The organism is Curtobacterium sp. GC_Cur_3 (genome assembly GCF_026544205.1).
GTDB lineage: Bacteria > Actinomycetota > Actinomycetes > Actinomycetales > Microbacteriaceae > Curtobacterium.
Genome location: NZ_JALNUI010000041.1, coordinates 1 through 22,959 on the forward strand (window position 1 = coordinate 1; position 22,959 = coordinate 22,959).

The following is a 22,959-nucleotide window of genomic DNA, read 5'->3' on the forward strand; positions in this document are numbered from 1 at the left end:
CCGGTCAGCCGAACGTCACCGGATGCCGCTACAGTGGGCGTTGTCTTGACCAGCGCAAAAGAAGGGGTCCTCATGGATGTCGACGCAGACCTGCTCCGCACCGCCGGACTCCGCGTCACGACCCCGCGTCTCGCGGTCCTCCGGGCGACCGAGACCATGCCGCACGCGACGGCCGACGACCTCGTCACGGCGCTCGCCGCCGAGCTGCCGACGACCAGCCACCAGGCGGTCTACGGCGTCCTCGCGGCACTGACCGGCGCGGGACTGGTCCGGCGCATCGAGCCCGCCGGCAGCCCCGCGCGCTACGAACGGCGCACCGGTGACAACCACCACCACATCGTCTGCACGATGTGCGGTGCGATCGCCGATGTCGACTGCGCGGTGGGCCACGCGCCCTGTCTCACACCGTCCGACGCCCACGGCTTCGCGGTCAACACGGCCGAGGTCACCTACTGGGGCATCTGCGAGGCATGCGCTGCAGCCGAGCGCGACGGCACCGACGCAGACGCAGACGCAGACGCAGCCGCAGCCGCAGACACCGACCCCGCGGCCGAGCGCACCACCGAGCCGGCCCCCGCCGCCTGACCCACCCCGTCGGCCCCGCCGACCCACGAGCCACCCGAGCATCCCTGTCCGAACCACGCCACACCCCAGGAGGAACCGTGTCCGACCAGAACACGCCGACCGGCATCCCGTCCAGCACCCCCACCACGACGACCAACAGCGGCGCGCGCGTCTCGAGCGACGAGCACTCGATGGGTGTCGGCGCCGACGGCCCCATCGCCCTGCACGACCACTACCTCGTCGAGAAGCTCGCCCAGTTCAACCGCGAGCGGGTCCCGGAGCGCGTCGTCCACGCGAAGGGCGGCGGCGCGTTCGGCACGTTCACCGTCACGCAGGACGTCTCGAAGTACACCCGTGCCGCGTTCCTGCAGCCGGGTCAGCAGACCGAGATGCTCGCACGCTTCTCCAGCGTCGCCGGCGAGCAGGGCTCCCCGGACACCTGGCGCGACCCCCGCGGCTTCGCGCTGAAGTTCTACACGACCGAGGGCAACTACGACCTCGTCGGCAACAACACCCCGGTGTTCTTCATCCGCGACGGCATCAAGTTCCCCGATTTCATCCGCTCGCAGAAGCGCCTGCCGGGTTCGCACCTGCGCGACCACGACATGCAGTGGGACTTCTGGACCCTGTCGCCCGAGTCGGCGCACCAGGTCACCTGGCTGATGGGCGACCGCGGCCTGCCGTCGAGCTGGCGTCACATGGACGGCTTCGGGTCGCACACCTACCAGTGGATCAACGCCGACGGCGAGCGCTTCTGGGTGAAGTACCACTTCAGCACCGAGCAGGGCCACGCGACGCTGACGCAGGAGGACGCCGACCGCATCGCCGGTGAGGACGCCGACTTCCACATCCGCGACCTCCACGAGGCGATCGAGCGTGGCGACAACCCGCGCTGGACCCTCGCGGTGCAGGTCATGCCGTACGAGGACGCCGCCAGCTACCGTTTCAACCCGTTCGACCTGACGAAGGTGTGGCCGCACGCGGACTACCCCCTCATCGAGGTCGGCACGATGGAGCTCAACCGCAACCCGGAGAACTACTTCGCGCAGATCGAGCAGGCGACCTTCGCCCCCTCGAACTTCGTGCCCGGCATCGCGGCGAGCCCCGACAAGATGCTCCTCGCGCGCATCTTCAGCTACGCGGACGCCCACCGCTACCGCGTCGGCACGAACCACGCGCAGCTGCCGGTGAACGCCCCGAAGAACGAGGTGCACTCGTACTCGAAGGACGGCGCCATGCGCTTCGACTTCCAGAAGTCCGAGGTCCCCGTGTACGCGCCGAACTCCCTCGGTGGCGCGCACGCCGACCCGACCGCCACCGACGACGCTCCCGGCTGGGAGTCCGACGGTGCGCTGCAGCGTTCCGCCGCGACGCTCCACCCCGAGGACGACGACTTCGGCCAGGCCGGCACGCTCTACCGTGAGGTCCTCGACGACGCCGCCCGCGAGCGCCTGGTCGGCAACATCGCCGGGCACGTCTCCAAGGTGACGCGCGACGACCTGCGCGAGCGCGTGTTCGCCTACTGGACCAACGTCGACCCCGACCTCGGTGCGCGCGTGCGCGCCGCGGTCGCGCCGAGCGCGCCGGGATCGAACGAGGACCCGGAGAAGGTCGCGGTCCAGGCGTAAGCCCAGCCGTTCCACACAGACGGGAGGCACGGTGCCAGCTGGCACCGTGCCTCCCGTCCGTCGTTGGTCGCGACTAGACCTGTTGTCCGTTGAGCCAGATCGGACCCGTCGGCCAGTCCTCGAGTGCTGCGGTCACCGGGCGCACCATCCAGCCGCCCTGCTCGGTGTTGGTGATGCCGGCGCCCTCGGCGGTGAACGCGTTGAACGTGCCGACGGCCTCGGGGAACTCGTGCCAGCCGAGGTGGCTGTAGAACGGGATGCGGTTCTCACCAGCACCGAGGAAGCCGTACGGCACGCGCAGCCCGTCGAGCACGGCGTGCGTGCGCGTCATGAGCTCGCGACCGACACCCGTTCCCTGCAGTCGTGGCGCGACCGCGACGAGGCCGGTGTCGCCGACCAGGACGTCCTCGCCGCCGACCGTGACGAACATCCGCCGGATGCCGACGTGTGCCAGGACCACGCCGTCCTCGTCGTGCGCGAGCACGCGGCGCTCGGGCTGCATGCCGGACCAGCTGCGGCCGCCCACGTACCAGTGCGACCAGTCCGGGAACGCCTGCCCCAGCATCGCCGCGATCGCCTCGTGGTCGGGGAGGGACAGCGTGCTCTCCTCGACCACCTCCCACCGGATGTCGTCGCTCATCGGTCCATCCTGCACGGTGCTGCTGCGCTCGGGGCGGGGCGAGCCTCCCGTCCGGTGCGAGGTTGCGCACTCGGTGCGCCGGAGCAGCGCGGCACCACGTGGCGAACCTCGCACCAGGCGAAGGACCGCGCACGGTGCGAGCAGCGCGTCAGCCGCGACCGGGCGCCGTGACCTCGATGCGGTTCGCCCACGGGTCCTCGAACGCGACGGTGCGGCCGTCGTCGGCCGTCTGCACGCCGTGGTCCCGCATCCGGGCGGTCAGCGCGCCGAGGTCGTCGACGCCCGGCACCTCGATGCGCACGAGTCCCAACCCGAGCGCGAGCTGCCGACGCCCGGCACCGCGGGAGTTCCACGTGTTCATCGCCATGTGGTGGTGGTACCCGCCGGCGCTGACGAACAGGGCCTCGCCCCAGCCCGCGGTCGTGGCGAAGCCGAGCTGGTCGACGTAGAACGCCCGGGCGCTGGCGACGTCCCCGACGGAGAGGTGCACGTGGCCGACCCGGGCCGGACGTTCCCCGGCGCCGGACAGCCCGGTCGAGGTCAGGTGCTCCTGCAGGAACGCGTTCGGGTCGACGTACTTCGTGTCCATGTCGACCATGCCGTGCGTCCACGACCACTCGGTCCGGTCGCGGTCCCAGTACAACTCGACGCCGTTGCCCTCGGGGTCGGTGAAGTAGAAGGCGTTGCTGACGAGGTGGTCCGCGCTGCCGGTGAAGGTCTGCGGGTACCGCGTCGCGACCGAGTACAGCGCAGCGGCCAGGTCAGCGCGGGTGTCGAACAGGACGGCGGTGTGGAAGAGACCGGCCTCGTGGGCGCCGGCGTGGGCGAGGGCCGGCGCGTGCTCGAGCACCACGACCGGCGTCGTGCCGCGTCCGAGCACGGCCACACCTCCGGCGTTCGACAGGAGCGTGAGCAGGACGCCGTCGCGGTAGTAGGCGATCATCCGGTCGAGGTCGGCCACGCGGAGGGTGACGGCGCCCATGCCGGTGTCGGCGGCGAGGAGGTCCTGGGTCTGCATGGCTCCAGTCTCCGCCGAATTGGTTGACGCGTCAACCAAATCGCACGACGACCACCTGGACCAACCCCGGGGACGCGGCCCCGAGCCTCCCGGCTGGCGCGACGACCTGCAGCCGCGACGCGCGGTGCGCGAGCCACCGGGGACAGACCCTCACGTCGCGGTACCGTTCTCGCGTGGCGGAGACCGAGGGGGCGGCGGGGACGCCCTTCGAGTACCGCACGGGCGGTGACGACGACGTCTCCCTGCACCGGATCGGCACGAACGGTCCGCAGACCGGCACGATCGGACCCCGTCCCGCCCACGTGCTGTTCTGGCTGTCGGACGGGCACGCCGTCGTGACGGCCGACACCGGTGACCGGTGGGAGGTCGGACCCGGGCGACCGGTGATGCTCTCCGCTCCCGTCGCGTATGCCTTCGACACCGACGCCACCCGGATGACGCTGCTGCACCTGACGCCGGCGTTCCTCGACGCCGTCGCCGCACGGACCTCCGAGGTCGGCACCATTGGCGACCCGTGGGAGTTGGTGCAGCCCGAGGCCTCGGACATCCGACTCGAGCCGCTGCGGGCGCTGCTGCGCGAGGTGACGGCGCAGATCCTCGACCCCGACCTCCCCGAGTCCGACCGGCAGAGCGTGAACCGGCGCGTGGCGAAGGTCGTGCTGTCGACGTTCACGCGCTCCCGGGCGGACGTCGAGAACCGGCTGCGGCGAGCCGTGCGGTTCGTACACGACCAGGCGGCGGACGACATCACCGTCGGGGACATCGCCGACGCCGCCGGGCTCAGCGAGCGCGGGGTGCAGGACCTGTTCCGCCGGACACTCGACGTGACGCCGATGCGGTACCTGCGCGAGGTCCGCCTCGACCGCGTGCACCTGGACCTCCAGGCACGACCGGCGCGCGGCGTCGTCACCGTGCAGGACGTGGCACGGCGCTGGCAGTTCATGCACCTCGGGCGGTTCGCGGCGAGCTACCGGGAGCGCTTCGGGGAGAGCCCGCACGAGACGGTCGCCCGGGCCGGGTCAGGTCGCGGCCACCGGGACTGAGGCGAGCAGCGGCGTCGGGGTCAGCAGCCGATCGAGGACAGCGTGACGTCGGTCACCTTGCCACTCTCGATCATCGCCGTCTGCGTGCAGAGGTCGTTCGCGCGGACCGTCACCTTGCCCACGGCGATGCCCGCGAAGCGCAGGGTGTCACCGGGGAAGGCGCGCTGCTGGGCGGCCGTGCGCCCATTCGGCACGAGGACCTCGACGCGGTACTGGTGCTCGGCCTCGTTCTGCGACACCGTGACGGTGATGCGACCGGTGGAGTCCTGGGCGCCGCACCCGGACAACGTCAGCGCTGCCGCGAGGCCGACGACGAGCACGGTGGCGGAGCGACGGATCACGGCACAAGCCTACGACGTCGACCCGGCCGGGATGACCCGCCTACTGGGGTCAGGAGTCCTCTGACGGGGGGACAGGCGATGTCCGATCGGCGCGCTACCGTGGAGGCATGACAGTCGGAACCGGGACGAGCGTGCCACCGACGTCTCGTCCGGACGCGGTCAAGCGCGCTGCGCTCCTCGCCGCCCTCGACGTCGCGCACGGCGGGACCGAGGAACGCTTCGAGCGGATCACCCGCATCGCGCGAGAGGCCTTCGGCGTCTCCGGCTCCTTCCTGAACCTCGCGAACGAGGACCACCTCGTCATCAAGTCGCAGCAGAGCGACGACGTCTTCACCGGCCCCATCCCGCTGCAGGACACCTTCTGCGGCCGGACCATGGCCGAGCCGGGCGCCGTGCTCGTCCCCGACGCACTCGTCGACGCGCGCTTCCGCGACCTCCCGATGGTGACCGGCGACCCGAACGTGCGTTTCTACGCCGGCGTCCCGCTGCGGCTCGGCTCCGACGCGGTCAAGGTCGGCACCCTGTGCCTCATCGACCCGCAGCCCCGCACGCTGAGCCCCGACGACGTCGCCCTGCTCCACGAGCTCGGCACCTGGGCCGAACGCGAGCTCGCCGCCGGAGCCGACGAGGACCGCCTGCGCTCCGTGCTCACCGGCCTCGAGCCCGGCCCGGTCGACCTGCCGGGCTACCTGGTCGACGGCATGTCCGTCCCGCACGGCGTCGTCTCCGGTGACTTCCACGACTGGCACCGTTCCGGCGACGACCTGGTCGTGACGGTGTCCGACGTGATGGGCAAGGGCATGTCGGCGGGACTGCTCGGCGCGGGTATCCGCGGTGCCGTCCTCGCGCGCGGCGACGAGCAGCCCGCGATCGCCGTCGCAGCGCTCGAACGACAGGTCTCGCCGGAGCTCAGCCGGGCCGAGTCCTTCGCGACGTTCTTCCACGGGCGGCTCGACCCCGCCACCGGGCACCTCGACTACGTCGACGCCGGGCACGGTCTCGTGCTGCAGCTGCACAACGACGGCACGGAGACGATCCACCGGTCGCTCGAGCTGCCGCTCGGCCTGCACCCCGTCGGGCTGCCCCGGACCGCCGGGTCCCTGGTGCTCGAGCCCGGCGACACCCTCATCGTGGTCAGCGACGGCGCGCTCGAGCTGTGGGACTCCACGCTCGCGTCGCTCTCGCGGCTGGGCGGGCTGTACCGCAAGGCGACGGACACCGCGTCGTTCCTGGAGCGCATCCGCGCCCGGGCCCGCACGCACGACCCGGGGGACGACCTGACGGTCGTGGTCATCGCGCGCGAGGGCTGACGCGGGGGCCGTTGCCGTGCGGCCGTGCGGTGCGGTGCGGTGGGGTCGTGCCGTGGTGCGGCGTTGGCCACTCGGTGCGAGGTTGGTGCGGCGCACGGGGTGTGCAAGCTCGCACGGGGCGCAGGCGCGCTCCGCCCCAGCCGTCAGGCGCCGAGGCGCTCGATGAGCTCGCGGTACCGGGCCGCGGTCCGCTCGACGATCTCGTCGGGGAGCACCGGCGGCGTGCCCTGGCGGTCCCAGTGCGCGCTGAGCCAGTTCCGCACGATCTGCTTGTCGAAGGAGTCGGTGCGGTTGCCGGCGTCGTACGAGGAAGCGTCCCAGTAGCGGCTGGAGTCGCTCGTCAGGACCTCGTCCCCGATGCGGATCTGGCCGTGGGTGTCGTGCCCGAACTCGAACTTCGTGTCCGCGATGATGACCCCGCGCTGCAGGGCGATCGCCGCCGCTTCCGAGTACACGTGCAGCGAGAGCTCGCGGAGGGTCGCAGCGACCTCCGCGCCGACGAGCTCCTCGGTGCGCTCGAACGAGATGTTCTCGTCGTGCTCGCCCTGCGGTGCCTTGTACGCCGGCGTGTAGATCGGCTCGGGGAGTCGGTCGCCGTCGGAGAGCCCCGCGGGGAGCGGCACGCCACAGACGCTGCCGGACTCCTGGTACTCGGCCCACCCGCTGCCGGAGAGGTAGCCGCGCACGACGCACTCGACCGGGAACATCCGCAGCGGCATCACGTGCATGGACCGGGTGGCGACCTCGTCCGGCACGGGGGTCGTGGTGGCCGAGGGGCGGAGCAGGTGGTTCGGGACGTCGCCGAGCTGGGTGAACCAGAAGCGGGACAGGCGCGTCAGGAGCTCGCCCTTGCCCGGGATCGGCGGTTCGAGCGCGAAGTCGTAGGCGCTGACGCGGTCCGACGCCACGAGGAGCAGTTCGGTGGCGCCCGCGACGTTCGCGGTGCTGGCCGGGACGTAGAGCTCGCGGACCTTGCCGGACGAGACGTGCTTCCAGCCGTCGATCTCGGGTGCGGCGTTCATCGGGCGACCTTCGTGGCGATGTCGGTGCGGAACTGGGCACCCGGCAGGGTGATGTCGTGCAGGCCGGCGTAGGCGCGGTCCCTGGCCTCCGTGAAGTCGACCCCGGTCGCGACGACGCTGAGCACGCGGCCACCCGTCGCGACGAGCTCGCCGTCGAGCACCCCGGTGGCGGCGTGCAGGACCGAGACGCCGTCGCGCGCGTTCGCGGCGTCGACACCGGTGATCGGGCGCCCGGTCTTCGGGTTCTCCGGGTAGCCCTCGCTCGCCAGGACGACGGTCACCGCGACCTCGTCGTGGAACTCGAGATCGGGGGTGCCGCCGAGCTGCCCGCCGGCCGCCGCGAGCAGGAGTGCGCTGAGCGGAGTGGCCAGGCGGGGGAGCACGACCTGGGTCTCCGGGTCGCCGAAGCGGGCGTTGAACTCGATGACCCGCACGCCCTGCTCGGTCACGATCAGCCCGCAGTAGAGGAGCCCGACGAAGGGGGTGCCCTCGTGCTCGAGGCGGCGCACGGTGGGCAGCGCGACCAGGTCGGTGACCTCGTCGACGAAGGCCTGCTCGGAGCCCCAGCGGTCCGCGAGCCAGGGCAGGGGGGAGTAGGCACCCATCCCGCCGGTGTTCGGGCCGAAGTCGCCGTCGCCGAGGCGCTTGTAGTCCTGGGCGGGGCTGAGCGCGCGGACGTCGTGGCCGTCGCTGAGGAAGAACAACGAGACCTCTTCGCCGTCGAGGAACTCCTCCACCACGACGGGGCCGTGCTGCAGCCAGTAGGTGGCGTGGTCCACGGCGGCCTGGCGGTCGTCGGTCACGAGGACGCCCTTGCCCGCGGCGAGCCCGTCGGCCTTGACGACGTACGGTGCACCGAGTTCGTCGATGGCGGCGATCGCTTCGTCGAGCGTGCCGGCGGAGAGCGGTCGGCCGGTGGGGACGGCGGCCTCGGCCATGATGCGCTTGGCGAAGGCCTTCGAGCCCTCGAGCGCCGCGGCGGCCTTGCTCGGACCGAACACCGGGATGCCGCGGGTCCGGAGGGGGTCGGCGACGCCGGCGATGAGCGGGGCTTCCGGACCGACGACGACGAGTTCGACACCGTTCTCGAGCGCGTACTCGGCGACGAGCGGACCGTTCGTGGGGTCGAGCGACACGGTCTCGACATCGGCGGCGATGCCGGCGTTGCCGGGCGCGGCCGTGATGACGTGGCCGGCCTGCTCCGCCAGGAGCGCCGTGATGATCGCGTGCTCGCGGGCACCGGAACCGAGGACGAGGATTCGCACCCGATCACCCTACCGAGCCACGGCGCTCCGCTGGGGTGCACCGGCTAGCCTGTGGACATGCCGGGCAGGACGATCGACGACGCCGAGGGCGCAGCCGCACTGCGCGCCGTCGTCGGGGGTGCGACGGAACGACCGCTCGTCGCCATGGCCGTGCGGTGGACGCTCCAGCGCCTCGCCGAGGACGTGCCGGGCAACAGCGTCGAGGTCCGCGTGCCGCCGTTCGCCGCCGTGCAGGCCGTGCCCGGACCGCGGCACACACGGGGGACTCCACCGAACGTCATCGAGACGGACGCGGCGACGTGGATCGAGCTCGCGACCGGCACCCTCCGGTGGAACGACCCGTCGGCCGCCGTGCGCATCAGCGCGTCCGGATCCCGCGCGGACCTGGCACCGTTCCTGCCCGTGCGGACGCACGGCCTCGGCCCCGTCGACTGACGATCGCACTCCCGTCGACTGACCACCGCACTCCCGTCGACTGACGACCGCACTCCCGGTACCCGGGGGGATCGAATTAGGTAGTGCCTACCGATGTGGCAGGTGCTACCGCAGTCGTATCGTAGAAGTCGCCGGGATTCGGACCCGACCCGAACGGGTCCGAACCCGGCGACATCGCCCACGGTACGCGACAACCGTCGCTCCGTGTCAACCATCCGGCGTGGCGTGCTGCATTCCGCAACCCGATTGCGGATTCTGTCGCGCTCGGGGACGGATGGAGCGCTTCCCGCCCCGCCCGCGGACCACCAGCCGCCGGTGGGGCGGAGCGCGCCTCAGACCAGGTCGGCGAGCTCCGACCGCGCGTGCAGGTCCCACTTCGCGAAGATCCGCGACATGTGCGCGTCGATCGTCCGGACGGACAACCCGAGCTGCTCCGCGATGGACCGGTTCGACAGCCCCTCGGCGGCGAGCTCCGCGACCTCGTACTCCCGACGTGTCAGCGGCGGTCGCGAGCGCTTCGCGGTGACGTACATGCCCCGCGCCGCGAGTGCCCCCTGCGCGGCGATGGTCCTGGTGCCGTCCCCGGCCAGCACCGCGTCGGCGTACTCGCGCACGGCGGCGGCCATCGGTCCGTCGACGTGGTCCACCGCGGCGCGGAGCCGTCCGACGGACGCGGCCGGGTCCCGTCCGTTCATGAGGTCGTTCGCGTAGAGCAGGACCTCGCCGAACATCACGCTCGTCCAGGCGCCGTCGGCGGTGGCCCGCTCGATGACCTGCTGCGCGTGCTGCACCCCCGCGGGGTTGCCGAGCGCGGTCTCCGCCCAGGCGATCGAGATCGGGATCTGTTCGCCGGTGATCCGCATGGCCCGCGCAGGGACGCTCCGCGCCCGGTCGAGGGCGACGCCGGCTTCCTCAGCCCGGCCGGCGGACGCGAGCGCCATGGCCAGCCGTGCCCAGGGGTACGCGCCGAACCCGCCGTGGTCGGCCACGGCGTAGCGCTCGCACGCGGCCGAGAACGCGGTGACGGCGTCGTCCCACCGGCGCTGACCGATCGCCAGGTTGCCGACGCCGATGAGCTCGAGGGTGAAGTCGTACTTCAGGAACGGGCTGGACCGCTTGACCGAGATCTGGGTGATGAGGTCGTCGTAGTCGCCCCGCCAGACCTGGACCTGGTGCATGACCGACAGGAGCTCCCCGACGCTCCACGGGGCTTCCTCGACGTGGACCGTCGCGGTCGCGAGGGACGCCCGCCCCAGGGTCATGGCGTCCTCGAGCCGGCCGCCCGAGGCCAGGGCCATCACGGCGCACGGGGCGACGCAGAGGAACGACATCGGCACGGTGGGGGCGTCGACGATGCCGGAGCGCTCGACCTCGGCGCGGACCTCGGTGAAGTCGCCGCCCCATCCGAGGTGTGCCAGGCGCAGCAGGCGCAGGCGTTCGACGCCCTCCGGCCCCACGAAGGCGGCGGCCGTGTCGGTGAGGGCGACGGCGGCCTGGACGTCGTCGTCGTGGAACTGGCGGATGTTGGCCAGGGTCTCGCAGGCCTCGATGACGGCGGCGTCGGGCACCTCGTCGTGGCGGGTCCTGGCGAGCTCCCACGCGGCCTCGGCGTCGGCGCGGCCGGCTTCCCGCCCGGCGCTGTACCCGCGGGCGAGGGAGCGCAGGCAGTGGGCGGCGACCCGCTGGGCGGCGCTGAGGTCGGCTCGGAGCGCGGCAGAGCTCAGCGCGACGGCGCTCTCGTGCTCCTGCAGTCGACCGGCCACCTGCGCGGCGTCGAGCAGCTGCGGCACCGGCGGGAGCACCCCGCACTCGATCGCCCAGAGCGCGGCACGGAGGCGCGCGGCCGGGACGGCGCCGGCGGGGTGGTCGGTGCGGAAGGCGTTGGCACGGGCGAACAGCGTCGTCCGTCGTGCCACGGGCACGAGCGACCGGACGACCTCGCCGACCAGGGGGTGCGACGGCCGCACGATCGGGGCGCCGTCGGCGAGCGAGTCGATCCGCACGAGGCCGAGCGCGACGACCCGGTCGACGTCCCCGCCGCCGACGAGCCCGAGCAGCCGGGACAGCGGGATCGGGTCGGCGAGGGCCACGATGTCGACGACGTCGCGGAGGTCCTCCGGCAGGGCACCGAGCTCCGTCCGGTACATGTCGGCGAGGCTGTTCGACGCGGTGATCCGGCCGCGCCAGTACCAACCGGACGCGGTGTGGTCGAGGTCGCCGGAGGCCAGCGCCGCCCGCACCACCTCCCGCAGGTAGAGCGGGTTGCCCTCGGTCGCCCGGTGCACGCGCTCCACGGACGCCGACTCGAGCGGTGCGCCGAGCGCGTTGCCGATGAGCGTCGCGGTGTCGTTGAGGTCGAGCGGCCCGAGGTCGATGCGCTCGAGCAGGTCGTCCTGCCACAGCGAGCGCAGCGGCTCGGCGAGGGCGGTGAAGTCGCGGCACGTCAGCACGAGCCGGGCGCCCTGGTTCCGGACGAGCCAGGCGACGTACCTGGCGGAGATCGCGTCGAGGTGGTCGGCGTCGTCGACCCGGAGCAGGAGGTCGCGGTCGACGACGTCCGCGGCCTCACGGAGTCGCTGCTCCGCACCGGCCTGGTCGGCCAGCAGCTCCGCAGGCAGGTCGCCGAGCTGATCGGAGACGGCGCTGAACGGCATCGTGGCGCCGGCGGCCACGGCGGTGATCGGCACGACGAGTGTCCGGTCGGCGCTGTCCCGGCGGGCGACGCGGTCGGTCACGCGGGCCGCGGCGGTGCTCTTGCCGAGCCCGGGAGCCCCCACCAGGGCGACGCTCGTGCCGTGCTCGGCGACGACGGCGACGGCCCGGTCCTCTTCACGGCGCTGCACGACGGGCCAGGCGATCCGGGCGGGCACGGCGCTGCGCCGGTGCCCCGGCAGCATCGGTCCGGTCATCCTGCGTCACCCCCACACCTCGGATACCAAGCGGTACGGAACCATCATCCCCCGGATCCGCGTCCGTCGTGAGGCCCCGGCACGTCCCAAGGTGGGGGACAATGGAGTCGTGAGCACCACCGACCACCCCGACGACGCTGCCGCGCCCGCACCCGACACCGCTTCGACCTCCGACGAGGTCACCATCCGGCGCGCGCCCAAGTTCGGTGTCTTCATCGTCGGCGGTGCCCTGCTCGGCTTCCTCGTCACGATCATCGTGATCGCGGCGACGATGAACATCGACCGCGGCGACAAGACCGAGACCGTCGGCTTCAGCGGCCTGGTCGGCTACTTCGGCCTCTGGGGCGTCACCATCGGCATGGCGGTCGGCGCCGTCGTCGCCGTGGTCCTGGACCGCGTGCTCGCCCGCCGCGCAGCCCGCCTCACGGCGGAGCGCATCGCCGTCGACCTGCCCCCCGAGACGGTCGAGGGCGAGATCGACGACCGCGGCGACCAGCCGCGCTGACTGCTCCCGGTCACGTCGTGGCCGGCCATGCACAGACAGGAGGCCCCCCACCAGCTGGTGGGGGGCCTCCTGTCCGTCGTCCTGGTCGCGACCAGGACCGCGCTCAGCTGAGCTGGTTGGCCTCGACCCAGGACAGGTACTCGGGGCTCACCGTGCCGGTGACGTACTCACCGGTGAAGCAGCTCATCTCGAGGTCGGTGACGTCGGAGCCCTCGATGATGGCGTCCCGCATGTCGCCGATCTCCTGGTAGATCAGGTGGTCGCTGCCGAGCACGCGGTTGATCTCCGGGATCTTCCGGTCGTGCGCGATGAGCTCCTGCCGCGTCGGCATGTTGATGCCGTAGACGTGCGGGAACCGGACCGGGGGAGCAGCCGAGGTGAAGGTGACCTCGTTCGCGCCGGCGGCCCTGGCCATCTCCACGATCTCCTTGCTCGTCGTACCGCGCACGATCGAGTCGTCGACGATGAGGATGTTCTTGCCCTTGAACTCGGACGACATCGCGTTGAGCTTCTGGCGCACCGAGCGCTTGCGCTCCGCCTGCCCGGGCATGATGAACGTCCGGCCGACGTAGCGGTTCTTGTAGAAGCCCTCGCGGTACTCGATGCCGAGCTTCTGCGCGACCTGCATCGCTGCGGGGCGTGAGGAGTCCGGGATCGGCATCACGACGTCGATGTCGCCGGTGGGGGCGTACTGCTCGATCGTGTCGGCCAGGCGGTTGCCGAGCCGCAGGCGGGCGTCGTACACGGAGATGCCGTTCATGACGGAGTCCGGACGCGCCAGGTAGACGTACTCGAACGAGCAGGGCACCAGGCGCGGGTTCTTGGCGCACTGGCGCGCGTGCATCGTGCCGTCCATCTCGATGAAGACGGCCTCGCCCGGGGCGACGTCGCGGACGATGTCGTACCCGCCCGACTCGAGCACGAGGGACTCGGAGGCGACGACCCACTCGGAGCCGCCGGCGTCGCTGAAGCGGTGCCCGAGGATGAGCGGGCGGATGCCGAACGGGTCGCGGAAGGCCAGCAGCCCGTGGCCCGCGATCGTGGCGATGGCGGCGTAGGAGCCCTCGACGCGCTCGTGCACGCGCTCGACGGCGTCGAACACCTGCCCGGCGTCGAGCTCGCGGCCGCGCACCTGGCCCTGCAGCTCGTGCGCCAGGACGTTGACGAGCAGCTCGGTGTCCGAGCTGGTGTTGAGGTGTCGACGGTCGATGTCGAACAGCTCGCGCGTCAGTTCCCGCGTGTTCGTCAGGTTGCCGTTGTGCACGAGGACGATGCCGTACGGCGCGTTGACGTAGAACGGCTGGGCTTCTTCCTCGTTGCTCGCGGTGCCCTTGGTGGCGTACCGCACGTGGCCGAGGCCCATCGTGCCGAGCAGGGCCCGCATGTCACGGGTGCGGAAGGCCTCGCGCACGTGCCCGCGGGTCTTGTGCATGTGGTGGATGTGTCCCTCGACCGTGGCGATGCCCGTCGAGTCCTGTCCCCGGTGTTGCAGGAGGAGCAGTGCGTCGTAGATGGATTGGTTTGCTGGCCCCTGATTGACGAGGCCGACGATGCCGCACATGCGCGGAGTGCTCCAGACCGTAGGATCGGGTGGTACCGAACAAGTCTGCCATGCCCCGCGGAGGACGACGTATGCCCAACCCCTACGCCGAGGCCGGCGTCGACACCGCTGCCGGTGACCTGGCCGTCGAGCTCATGAAGTCCGCCGTCTCAGCGACGCACAACGCGTCCGTGCTCGGCGGGGTCGGTGGTTTCGCCGGGCTCTACGACGTGTCGTTCCTGAAGGACTTCTCACGGCCGCTGCTCGCCACGTCCACGGACGGCGTCGGCACGAAGGTCGCGATCGCCCAGGCGATCGACAAGCACGACACCATCGGCCAGGACCTGGTCGGGATGGTCGTCGACGACATCGTCGTGGTCGGCGCGAAGCCGATGTTCATGACGGACTACATCGCCTGCGGCCGGGTCGTGCCCGCACGGATCGCGGACATCGTCGCCGGGATCGCCCGCGGCTGCGCCGACACCGGCACCGCGCTGGTCGGTGGCGAGACGGCCGAGCACCCCGGGCTCCTCGGGCCGGACGACTACGACGTCGCCGGCGCGGCGGTGGGTGCGGTCGAGGCCTCGTCGCAGCTCGGCGCGCACCTGGTCGAGGACGGCGACGTCGTCGTGGCGATCGCTTCCTCTGGCCTGCACTCGAACGGCTTCTCGCTGGTGCGCCACATCCTGGGGCAGCGCGGGGTCGGCTACACGGACTCGCTGCCCGAGTTCGGCGGCCTGGTGGGGGAAGCGCTGCTCGAGCCGACGCGCCTCTACACGACGCCGCTCCTGTCGCTGCTCGACGCCTTCCCCGGCGCCGTGCACTCGCTCTCGCACGTGACCGGTGGCGGCATCGCGGCGAACCTGGCGCGCGTGCTGCCCGTCGGCTCCTGGGTCGAGGTCGACCGCGCCACGTGGGAGCCCCTGCCCGTCTTCCGGGTGCTCGCCGACATGGCCGGCACCCCGATCGAGGACACCGAGGGCACCTGGAACCTCGGCGTCGGGATGTTCGCCGTCGTCGCGGCGTCCCAGGCGGACGAGGTCATCGCGTCCCTCGGCGCTGCCGGGATGGCGTCGTGGTCGGTCGGCGCCGTGTCGATGTCCCCGCGGGCGCTCGATGGCTTCGAGCAGGGCGCCAAGGGCGTCGACGGCGGGGCTGTGCGGCTGACTGGGGCGTACGCGGGCTGAGGCTCGCGCTGCGGGCGCTGCGCTTCCGTGGGCGTTACCGACTCGGAACGACATCGTCGAGGTCGTACGACAGCGACGATGTCGTTCCGAGTCGGGATTCCGCCCGTCCGTCCCACGGCGACGGTGCCCGCACATGCGGAAACGCCGCGCTGCCCAGTGGGCGCGCGGCGTCGTCGTCGAACCTGACTCAGGCGGACTTGTCGTGTTCCTGCTGGGTCTCGAGCTCGTCGCCGTCGTCCAACGGCTCTGGCCCGTACTGGTCCGCCCAGCGGTCCTCGTAGTCCTCGCCGTCGTTCTGCCCAGTGGACAGCTCGCGTTCGAGTGCACCGTAGTTGGTCTCAGGGCTGAAGTACTTCAGCTCCCGAGCGACCTTGGTGTGCTTTGCCTTCTGACGGCCGCGCCCCATGCGTGACCCCCTCGTGTGTCGGCTCGTGTCCGGTCTGACGGGAGAGGAGTGTCACCCGGTGAATCCGAACGGTTCGTGGTTGGAAATCTGCCGATCACTCTACCATGTAGCCCTATCTGGACCTGCCCCACGGGCGTTGCGCATCCAGCAGAATCGGAAGTGATGACAGACCAGGCACCGACCCTCGACGACCAGCACGCCCGGGTGGTGGTGATCGGTGCTGGACAGGCCGGTCTGTCGGTCGCCTGGCACCTGCAGCGGGTCGGGCTGGTGGCCGGGACGGACCTGGTCGTCCTCGACCGGGCACCGAGCACCGGCGGCGCGTGGCAGTTCCGCTGGGAGGCCCTCCGGCTCGGCGCCGCCCACCGCGTGCACGACCTGCCCGGGATGCACGAGATGGGCCTGCGGTTCGACGACGCCGACCGCGCCCGCCCCGCTCGAGACGTCGTCGGCGAGTACTACCGCCGCTTCGAGCAGCACCACGACCTGCGGGTGCGACGTCCGGTCCAGGTGACGAGCGTCGAGCGTGCGGGATCCGGACTGTGCGTGTCGACCCGGGGTGCGGACGGACGGGTCGGGCGGATCCTGGCGGACGTCGTGGTGAACGCGTCGGGGACCTGGGGCACCCCGTTCGTCCCCTGGTACCCCGGGCGCGACGTGTTCGGCGGGCGCCAGGTCGACACCACCGAGTACCGGTCGGCGGCCGAGTTCGCCGCGCAGGACGTCGTGGTCGTCGGGGGCGGCACCAGCGCGATCGGGTTCCTGCTCGAGCTCGACGGGGTCGCCCGGTCCACGCGGTGGTTCACCCGTCGCCCGGTGGTCTGGTCCGGCGGGACCGCGCTCGACGTCGAGTCCGCGGTGGCAGCGGTCGAGGAACAGGACCGGGCAGCGCGTGCCGGCGAGGTCCTGCCGAGCATCGTCAGCGGCACCGGGGTCCCGGTGTCGCGACGCATCCGAGCGGGTCTGGACCGCGGCGTTCTGCGCGACGAGCCGATGTTCCAGCGGTTCGACGAGGACGGCGTGGTCACGGCCGATGGCGAGCACGTGCACGCCGACGCGGTCATCTGGGCCACGGGCTTCCGGGCCGACCTCCGGCACCTGGCGCCTCTGCACCTGCGGACGGCGAAGGGCGGCGTGGTCGTGGCCGACGGGCGCTCCGAGGACGAACCCCGGCTCTTCCTCGCCGGGTACGGCCCGCAGGCGTCGACCATCGGGGCGAACCGGGCCGGTCGCCGGATCGCCCGCCAGGTGATGGCAGCGCTCGACGCGTCCTGATCTCGCACCGTGCGAGTTCCTCCGGCACGTGCGAGGTCGCACACCCGGTGCGCGCCGACAGCCCCGCACGAGGTGCACAACCTCGCACCGAGCCGCCGCCCGCCGCCCGCCCGCCCGCGCGGTCCTACGCGGCCAGGGGCTCCTCGACGTCCCGGCGACGACGGCGCGCACGCAGCACGACCGCGTCGAGGGAGAACCGCCCGGGCCCGGTCAGTGCGACCGCGAGCGCACCGGCCGCCAGCACGAGCACGAACTCGAAGCCGCCCTGCTGCGCGAAGAACCCGGCGTCACCGTGGGCGAGCACCCCGGCTGCCACCATGTCGACCGCGAGCAGCGCTGCGACGACCCGTGTCGCGACCCCGAGCACCAGGAGTGCGCCGCCGACGAGCTCCAGTCCGGCGACGAGCGGCGCGGCGACCTCGGCGAACGGGACGCCCATGCCCGAGAAGCCCGAGGCGACGGCGGGGAGGCCCTGCCCCACCTTCTGGGCTCCGTGGGCGACGAAGACCACCCCGAGGACGACGCGCAGGACGATCAGGCCGATGGATGTCGATGTCGTTCGCATGGCCACGACCGTACGAGGTGACGTGTCATTCATGCGACGTGTCGGGGGTTCTCGCCCGACATGTCCAGGGCATGCCCAGGACCGCACAGCGGGACGCGGGCAACGCCGACCGCGCACCGTGCGAGGTCCCTCGGCCGGAACGGGAACGGCCACCCCGTGCGAGCACAGCAGCTCGCACGGGGTGGCCGACGTCGCACCAGGCGACGGCTCAACGTCGGGTCAGGACGTGGCGCCGATCGTGCCGGAGCTCGAGGCCTCGCCGTCGGGCGTGCCGCGGCCGGTCTGGTGCTGCAGGCGGTCGATGTGCTCGGACGCCTCGGCCTTGGTCAGGTCGGCGGAGAGCTCCTCGCCGGCCTCACGAGCCAGGGTGTCGAGGTAGCTGCGCTGCGGACCCGTCATGGGCTCGTCGCCGGTGACCCACTGCTCCGGGTCCTTGCTCGCGGTGGTGGAGGGGTCGGGACGTGCCCCGCCGAGGGTCTCGCCGTCGGTCGCGGGCTCGGAGGAGGACGGGGAGGAGGATGCGTCGGTCATGGCACGGACGCTACGCCGCACCCACTGACACCAGCCGACCCGCGGGCCGGAAGACGCTACGCAGCGCCGGACTCGTCCACCGGCTCGCTCGTGTACCGCACCAGGTCCGGCCCGACCTCGTTCGCCGCGAGCGGCACCGAGCGCCCGTCCCGCGTGACCCAGAGCGTGTTGCCCGGTTCGTCGAGGCGTTCGACCGGGTGCAGGGAGCCGTCGAGCAGGACCGCGGCACGGACTTCCACCCGACCGGAGGATGTGCGCGGCGGCAGGCCGGGCACGTCGTCCGCGAACACCGGGTAGGTGCCGGGGGCCAGCAGCGGGCTGATCGGCGTCGTCACGATCTCGACGCCGGCGGCTCCGGTCGGCGTCGTGGCATCGGCCACCACCGTCACGAGCCGGACCACCTGGTCCTTCGGGAGCGGCGCGTCCACGGCGCCGGACGCGGCCAGTGCACGGAAGGCGGGCCGGCCGTCGGGGCCGAGGTGGGCCTCCTGGCCGTCGATCCGGACGCGACCGCGTCCGCGGGTGTCCGCGTAGACGCCGGGCTCCAGGCCGGAGCGGCGGGCCTCGACGAGGGGCACGACGACCCGGTCGGGCCGGTACCAGTCGCGGAGGGTGGCCGGGTCGACCCAGCCGATGCTCGCGACGCCGCGGGCCAGTTCGGCGTCGTCGTCGACGGCGCGTTCGTCGAGCGCGCCGAGCGGGTGCTCGCCGCGGACGGCGACGAGGCCCTCGTACCGGTCGTCGAGGTGGTCGAGGACCTCGACGCGCTTCGACACCTTGCCGCCGTGGCCGTCGAACGTCGCCCAGGTGCGCAGTTCGGGAGCGTTGGTCATGGGGTCACATCGTATTCCGGGAGGCTCGGCTCACTCCGAGGACGTCGGCCTGCGCGCCGCGGACGCCGCCACCAGGGCACGGATCTCGCCCGTGCAGAGGGCCGGGTCCACGCCCTCGGCGGGGCCGGCCGGTCGGGTCGCGCGGCGGGACTGCAGGCTGTTCCGCTGGGCCGATCGGAGGATGCGGTCCTCCTCGTCACTGCTGACGACGCCGTTCGGCGACCGGCGGAGCGGGGGCCGGACGGGCTCGCCGCGGCGGTCCTGCCCGGGGAACGGGCGGGAGCGTCGGCCGTAGAGCAGCTCCGAGGAGTCGAGGAGCCACGGCACGAGGGCGACCGTCACCCCGTGCACGAGCAGCAGCTTCCGCCGGATCCGACGGCCGCGGTGGTTGTGGAGCAGACCCTCCCACCAGTGCCCGACGATGAAGACCGGCGTGTAGACCGTGACGACCTCGGACCCGTGGGCGGCCCGGTGCGCCTTGATGTAGGAGATGAGCGGCATCGAGATGTCGCGGTACGGGCTCGGGACGATCGTCAGCGGGACGTCGATGCCGTGCTCGGCCCACTGCTGCCGGAGGTGTGCGGCGTCGGCGTCGTCGATGGCCACGTGGACGGCCTCGAGCCCGGCGTGCTCGGCGGCGATGGCGTAGTCGAGCGCCTTGAGCACCGGCTTCTGCAGCCGGTTCACCAGGACGATCGCGTGGTCGCCGGTCGCGCCGAACCGGGTCTCGACGTCGGCCTCGACCTCGTGCTTGACGTCGCGGTAGTAGCGGTTCACGCCGAGCATCAGCACGTACAGCACCGGCATGATGAGGAACACCAGCCAGGCGCCGTGCGTGAACTTGGTGATCGTGACGATGACCAGGACGACCAGGGTGAACGTCGCCCCGATCGCGTTGATCGTCCGCGAGCGCACGACCTGGCCGCGGTGCACGGGCTCCGACGCGGTGCCGTCCCGGTCGGCCCGGAGCAGCCGGGTCCAGTGCACGACCATGCCCGTCTGACCGAGCGTGAACGACACGAAGACGCCGATGATGTAGAGCTGGATGAGGCTCGTGACGTTCGCCCGGTAGACCACGAGCAGCGCGGCCGCGACGAGCGCCAGCACGATGACGCCGTTCGAGTAGATGAGCCGGTCACCGCGGGTCGACAGGGCCTTCGGGGCGTAGGAGTCCCGCGCCAGGATCGAGCCGAGCAGCGGGAACCCGTTGAACGCGGTGTTCGCCGCCAGGAGCAGCACCGCGGCCGTCGTCGCCTGGATCACGAAGAACAGCACGGAGTTGTCGCCGAACGTAGCCGCCGCGATCTGGGCGATCAGGGAGCGCTGCGGCGTGGTCGCGCAGTTCGCGAAGCCCACGAGGTCGCAGGCCCGTTCGGCGTAGTGCACGCGGGACACGAGGGCGAGCGTGATGAGCCCGACGAACAGGACGATCGCGATGCCGCCCATGGCCACCAGCGTCGCCTGCGCGTTGCGGACCTTCGGCCGGCGGAATGCCTGCACGCCGTTCGCGATCGCCTCGACGCCGGTCAGTGCCGAGCAGCCGGACGCGAACGCGCGGAGGAGCAGCAGGATGAACGCTGCCTGCGTGGTGTGCTCGACGTTCTGCACGGTGTACCCGGCCGACTCGGCGACGGGAGGGTGCCCCGCGGCGACCCGGACCAGTCCGGTGACGACCATCACGAAGACACTGGCCACGAACAGGTACGTCGGGACGGCGAACGCCTTGCTCGACTCCCGCACACCGCGGAGGTTCGCCGCCGCGAGCAGCACGACGAAGACCAGGGCGAGCTCGACGCGGAAGGGGTTGAGCATCGGCAGCGCGGAGATGATGTTGTCCACGCCCGAGGCCACCGACACCGCCACGGTCATGACGTAGTCGACGAGCAGGGCGCTGGCCACGACGAGCCCGGCCTTCTCGCCGAGGTTCCGGTGCGCGACCTCGTAGTCGCCGCCGCCGGACGGGTACGCCTTGATGAGCTGGCGGTAGGACGCGACCACGACGACGAGCAGCAGCACGACGAGCGCGGCGACCCACGGCGCGAAGGTGAGGAACGCCATCCCACCGAGCAGCAGGATCATCAGCAGCTCCTGCGGGGCGTACGCCACGGAGGAGAGGGGGTCGCTCGCGAAGATGGGGAGCGCGAGGTGCTTCGGGAGGAGCTGTCCCTCGAGCTTCTCGGAGGGGAGCGGATCCCCGATCAGTCGCGACTTCAGCGACCGGATCTCGTTCGTCACGAGCGGCAAACCTACTCACATCCGCGCGCGAGTCAACACTGTGCGGACGGACAGGGAAGCGACGGTCCGGTCCACGCGCTGGTGCGGCGGGCCCGGCCGCGCCGGCGGACGGGAGGCCGTGGTCGCCCCCGTCCCGCCGGCGCGAGCGGTCAGAGCGACCGGCGCAGGGCCTCCAGGCCGTCACGCAGACGCGTCACGGTGTCGGCGCCGAGCGTGCCGCGGGTGGCCCGACGACGCAGGTCGGCGCGGACCTGCTGCCGGAACGACGACAGGGCCATCTCGAGCTCGCGGAGGACCCGGGCGCTCTCCGAGGGGACGGAGGTCGGTTCCTCGGTGCTGGCCCCCTGTGCGGACGCGGCGAGGTCGGCGCGGAGTGAGCGCATCGCGTCACCGACCGAGGCGCGGACGCCGTCGGCCAGCGACCGGACGGAGTCGTTCACGCCGGACTCGACGTCGGCGATCTCGTCGGCGCGGGCGGTCAGCTCGGCGCGGCCGGCCTCGGTGATCGCGTAGACGGTCTTGCGGCCGTCGACGGTCTTCGAGACCAGGCCCTCGTCCTCGAGCTTGGCCAGGCGCGGGTAGACGGTGCCGGCGCTCGGGACGTACGTGCCGCCGAAGCGCTCGCCGAGGGCCTGGATGACCTCGTACCCGTGCATCGGGTGGTCGGCGAGCAGGACGAGGAGGTACAGGCGCAGCTGGCCGTGGGCGAAGACGGGGCTCATGCGGGTGCCTCGGTCTCGTCGGTCGTGCCGTGCGTGCCGGTCGTCGGGTCGGTGCTCGGCGTCTCCGGGGCGGTGTACGCCGTCGTCGGGGGCGTCGTCGTGGTCGTCGCCGGGGCAGCCGGCGGCGCGTGCACCACCGCGATGTCGCCGGAGACCGAGTTCACCTTGAGGTCGAGCCACTGCCCGGAGAGCTCGCCGCCCTGCTTGACGTACGAGCCGCGCACGCCGTTGATCTCCGCGTCGTCGAACTGCAGCTTGCCGGTCGCCGTGCTGACGGTGCAGCGGAAGGGGACGCCGTCCTCGAGCCGGACGCTCACGGAGCCGGACACCGTGTTCACCTTGGCGGCGTCGGGGGTGCCGCGCAGGTCGAGCACGACGGAGGCGGAGACGCCGTCCGCCGAGAAGCGTGGGATCTCGCCCGTCGCGACGACGTCACCGGACACCGTGTGCACCGTGAGCGCGCCGTCGAGGTCGTGGATGGTGGTGGTGCCGTTCACCGCGTTGACGGTGACGTCACCCGCGACGCCGTCGACGACCAGGTCACCGGAGACGGTGTTCAGCGTCGCGCCGCGGTTCGTGCCCGAGAGCAGCGCGCCCGCGGAGACCACCCCGAGGGTGACGCCGGCGTCGCGGGGCACCAGGATGCTGACGTCCGCGCGGGCGGAGCCGCGGAAGGACCGCAGGAACCCGATCGGGTCGTCCCAGCGGATCTGCGGGTGGTCGACGGTGAGCGTGTCGCCGTCGAGCTCGATCTTGAGCGGCTTGCCCGACACGCTGTGCACCTCGACGCGTGCGGTCGGCTCGTCGTGCGCGACGACGTCGACCTGCCCGCCCACGAGTCCGACGCGCACGGACCGGACGATGCCGGTGTCGATGACCTTGGGCTCCTCGACGAGCCACTTCTCCTGTGCCATGTTGCCTCCTCGAACTCGCGATGTATCGCGTTGTGGAAGTCACGATACATCGCGAGTCTGGACGCGACAAG

Annotated in this window: 22 protein-coding genes; 8 read left to right on the forward strand and 14 right to left on the reverse strand. The window is 72.0% G+C overall.

Annotated features, from left to right (window positions below; genetic code table 11):
- The first annotated feature begins 72 nt into the window (after nucleotides 1–72).
- Both OXR63_RS16425 and OXR63_RS16430 read left to right on the forward strand, forming a co-directional pair.
- Nucleotides 73–585, forward strand: coding sequence for a Fur family transcriptional regulator (locus OXR63_RS16425; RefSeq protein WP_267425013.1), 513 nt, complete (start codon nucleotides 73–75; stop codon nucleotides 583–585).
- 77 nt (nucleotides 586–662) lie between these two features.
- Entirely contained in the window at nucleotides 663–2,192 is a 1,530-nt protein-coding gene (locus tag OXR63_RS16430; protein ID WP_308202151.1) for a catalase, read from the forward strand.
- Nucleotides 2,193–2,265: 73 nt separating this feature from the next.
- Here the strand turns inward: OXR63_RS16430 and OXR63_RS16435 are convergent, their stop codons facing one another.
- Together OXR63_RS16435 and OXR63_RS16440 are read right to left on the reverse strand one after the other, a co-directional pair.
- A complete protein-coding gene (locus OXR63_RS16435; protein ID WP_267425015.1) occupies nucleotides 2,266–2,832 on the reverse strand; it encodes a GNAT family N-acetyltransferase in 567 nt (188 codons plus the stop codon).
- A 148-nt stretch (nucleotides 2,833–2,980) separates the two neighbouring features.
- Entirely contained in the window at nucleotides 2,981–3,850 is an 870-nt protein-coding gene (locus OXR63_RS16440) for a VOC family protein (protein WP_267425017.1), read from the reverse strand.
- Between the two features lie 173 nt (nucleotides 3,851–4,023).
- On the opposite strand from OXR63_RS16440, the gene OXR63_RS16445 reads away from it, so the two are divergent.
- Nucleotides 4,024–4,893 (forward strand): helix-turn-helix transcriptional regulator, encoded by an 870-nt coding sequence (locus tag OXR63_RS16445; RefSeq protein WP_267425019.1) that lies wholly within the window; start codon nucleotides 4,024–4,026, stop codon nucleotides 4,891–4,893.
- Between the two features lie 20 nt (nucleotides 4,894–4,913).
- Here OXR63_RS16445 and OXR63_RS16450 read toward each other — a convergent pair whose 3' ends face one another.
- Nucleotides 4,914–5,234 carry a hypothetical protein gene (locus OXR63_RS16450; RefSeq protein WP_071272833.1) on the reverse strand — a complete coding sequence of 107 codons (321 nt, stop codon included), beginning with the start codon at nucleotides 5,232–5,234 and terminating at the stop codon, nucleotides 4,914–4,916.
- Nucleotides 5,235–5,341: 107 nt separating this feature from the next.
- On the opposite strand from OXR63_RS16450, the gene OXR63_RS16455 reads away from it, so the two are divergent.
- Nucleotides 5,342–6,544 (forward strand): PP2C family protein-serine/threonine phosphatase, encoded by a 1,203-nt coding sequence (locus OXR63_RS16455; RefSeq protein WP_267425027.1) that lies wholly within the window; start codon nucleotides 5,342–5,344, stop codon nucleotides 6,542–6,544.
- 143 nt (nucleotides 6,545–6,687) lie between these two features.
- Here OXR63_RS16455 and OXR63_RS16460 read toward each other — a convergent pair whose 3' ends face one another.
- Both OXR63_RS16460 and purD read right to left on the reverse strand, forming a co-directional pair.
- The gene (locus tag OXR63_RS16460; RefSeq protein ID WP_267425029.1) at nucleotides 6,688–7,566 is read right to left on the reverse strand and encodes a phosphoribosylaminoimidazolesuccinocarboxamide synthase; all 879 of its coding nucleotides are present in this window, start codon (nucleotides 7,564–7,566) and stop codon (nucleotides 6,688–6,690) included.
- Nucleotides 7,563–8,831: a phosphoribosylamine--glycine ligase gene (gene purD / locus OXR63_RS16465; RefSeq protein ID WP_267425031.1), complete on the reverse strand. Its 1,269-nt coding sequence runs from the start codon at nucleotides 8,829–8,831 to the stop codon at nucleotides 7,563–7,565. The genes OXR63_RS16460 and purD overlap by 4 nt, the downstream gene beginning before the upstream one ends.
- Before the next feature lie 57 nt (nucleotides 8,832–8,888).
- Between purD and OXR63_RS16470 the strand changes: the two genes are divergently transcribed.
- Nucleotides 8,889–9,266 (forward strand): sterol carrier family protein, encoded by a 378-nt coding sequence (locus tag OXR63_RS16470; protein ID WP_267425032.1) that lies wholly within the window; start codon nucleotides 8,889–8,891, stop codon nucleotides 9,264–9,266.
- A 332-nt stretch (nucleotides 9,267–9,598) separates the two neighbouring features.
- On the opposite strand, the gene OXR63_RS16475 is transcribed toward OXR63_RS16470, so the two are convergent.
- Nucleotides 9,599–12,175 (reverse strand): helix-turn-helix transcriptional regulator, encoded by a 2,577-nt coding sequence (locus OXR63_RS16475; RefSeq protein ID WP_267425033.1) that lies wholly within the window; start codon nucleotides 12,173–12,175, stop codon nucleotides 9,599–9,601.
- A 109-nt stretch (nucleotides 12,176–12,284) separates the two neighbouring features.
- Here OXR63_RS16475 and OXR63_RS16480 point away from each other — a divergent pair, with 109 nt between their 5' ends.
- Nucleotides 12,285–12,680, forward strand: a complete 396-nt coding sequence (locus OXR63_RS16480; RefSeq protein ID WP_267425034.1) for a hypothetical protein — start codon at nucleotides 12,285–12,287, stop codon at nucleotides 12,678–12,680.
- 103 nt (nucleotides 12,681–12,783) lie between these two features.
- Here the strand turns inward: OXR63_RS16480 and purF are convergent, their stop codons facing one another.
- The gene (gene purF / locus OXR63_RS16485) at nucleotides 12,784–14,241 is read right to left on the reverse strand and encodes an amidophosphoribosyltransferase (protein WP_194660095.1); all 1,458 of its coding nucleotides are present in this window, start codon (nucleotides 14,239–14,241) and stop codon (nucleotides 12,784–12,786) included.
- A gap of 71 nt (nucleotides 14,242–14,312) precedes the next feature.
- On the opposite strand from purF, the gene purM reads away from it, so the two are divergent.
- The gene (gene purM / locus OXR63_RS16490) at nucleotides 14,313–15,407 is read left to right on the forward strand and encodes a phosphoribosylformylglycinamidine cyclo-ligase (RefSeq protein WP_267425038.1); all 1,095 of its coding nucleotides are present in this window, start codon (nucleotides 14,313–14,315) and stop codon (nucleotides 15,405–15,407) included.
- Between the two features lie 187 nt (nucleotides 15,408–15,594).
- Here the strand turns inward: purM and OXR63_RS16495 are convergent, their stop codons facing one another.
- Nucleotides 15,595–15,813 (reverse strand): DUF3073 domain-containing protein, encoded by a 219-nt coding sequence (locus OXR63_RS16495; RefSeq protein ID WP_267425040.1) that lies wholly within the window; start codon nucleotides 15,811–15,813, stop codon nucleotides 15,595–15,597.
- A 162-nt stretch (nucleotides 15,814–15,975) separates the two neighbouring features.
- Between OXR63_RS16495 and OXR63_RS16500 the strand changes: the two genes are divergently transcribed.
- Nucleotides 15,976–17,088: an NAD(P)-binding domain-containing protein gene (locus tag OXR63_RS16500; RefSeq protein WP_267425042.1), complete on the forward strand. Its 1,113-nt coding sequence runs from the start codon at nucleotides 15,976–15,978 to the stop codon at nucleotides 17,086–17,088.
- Between the two features lie 124 nt (nucleotides 17,089–17,212).
- Here OXR63_RS16500 and OXR63_RS16505 read toward each other — a convergent pair whose 3' ends face one another.
- The 6 genes from OXR63_RS16505 to OXR63_RS16530 all read right to left on the reverse strand — a co-directional run bounded on the left by OXR63_RS16505 (nucleotide 17,213) and on the right by OXR63_RS16530 (nucleotide 22,888).
- Nucleotides 17,213–17,653 (reverse strand): DoxX family protein, encoded by a 441-nt coding sequence (locus OXR63_RS16505; protein WP_267425044.1) that lies wholly within the window; start codon nucleotides 17,651–17,653, stop codon nucleotides 17,213–17,215.
- Between the two features lie 219 nt (nucleotides 17,654–17,872).
- Nucleotides 17,873–18,184 (reverse strand): DUF3072 domain-containing protein, encoded by a 312-nt coding sequence (locus tag OXR63_RS16510; protein ID WP_267425045.1) that lies wholly within the window; start codon nucleotides 18,182–18,184, stop codon nucleotides 17,873–17,875.
- Nucleotides 18,185–18,240: 56 nt separating this feature from the next.
- Entirely contained in the window at nucleotides 18,241–19,017 is a 777-nt protein-coding gene (locus OXR63_RS16515; RefSeq protein WP_267425047.1) for a hypothetical protein, read from the reverse strand.
- Between the two features lie 30 nt (nucleotides 19,018–19,047).
- Nucleotides 19,048–21,261, reverse strand: a complete 2,214-nt coding sequence (locus tag OXR63_RS16520; RefSeq protein WP_267425048.1) for an APC family permease — start codon at nucleotides 21,259–21,261, stop codon at nucleotides 19,048–19,050.
- A gap of 140 nt (nucleotides 21,262–21,401) precedes the next feature.
- On the reverse strand, nucleotides 21,402–21,974 hold the full coding sequence (locus tag OXR63_RS16525) for a PadR family transcriptional regulator (protein ID WP_194627648.1): 573 nt from the start codon (nucleotides 21,972–21,974) through the stop codon (nucleotides 21,402–21,404).
- The gene (locus OXR63_RS16530; protein WP_267425051.1) at nucleotides 21,971–22,888 is read right to left on the reverse strand and encodes a DUF4097 family beta strand repeat-containing protein; all 918 of its coding nucleotides are present in this window, start codon (nucleotides 22,886–22,888) and stop codon (nucleotides 21,971–21,973) included. Before OXR63_RS16530 ends, OXR63_RS16525 begins: the two co-directional genes overlap by 4 nt.
- Between the last annotated feature and the right edge of the window lie 71 nt (nucleotides 22,889–22,959).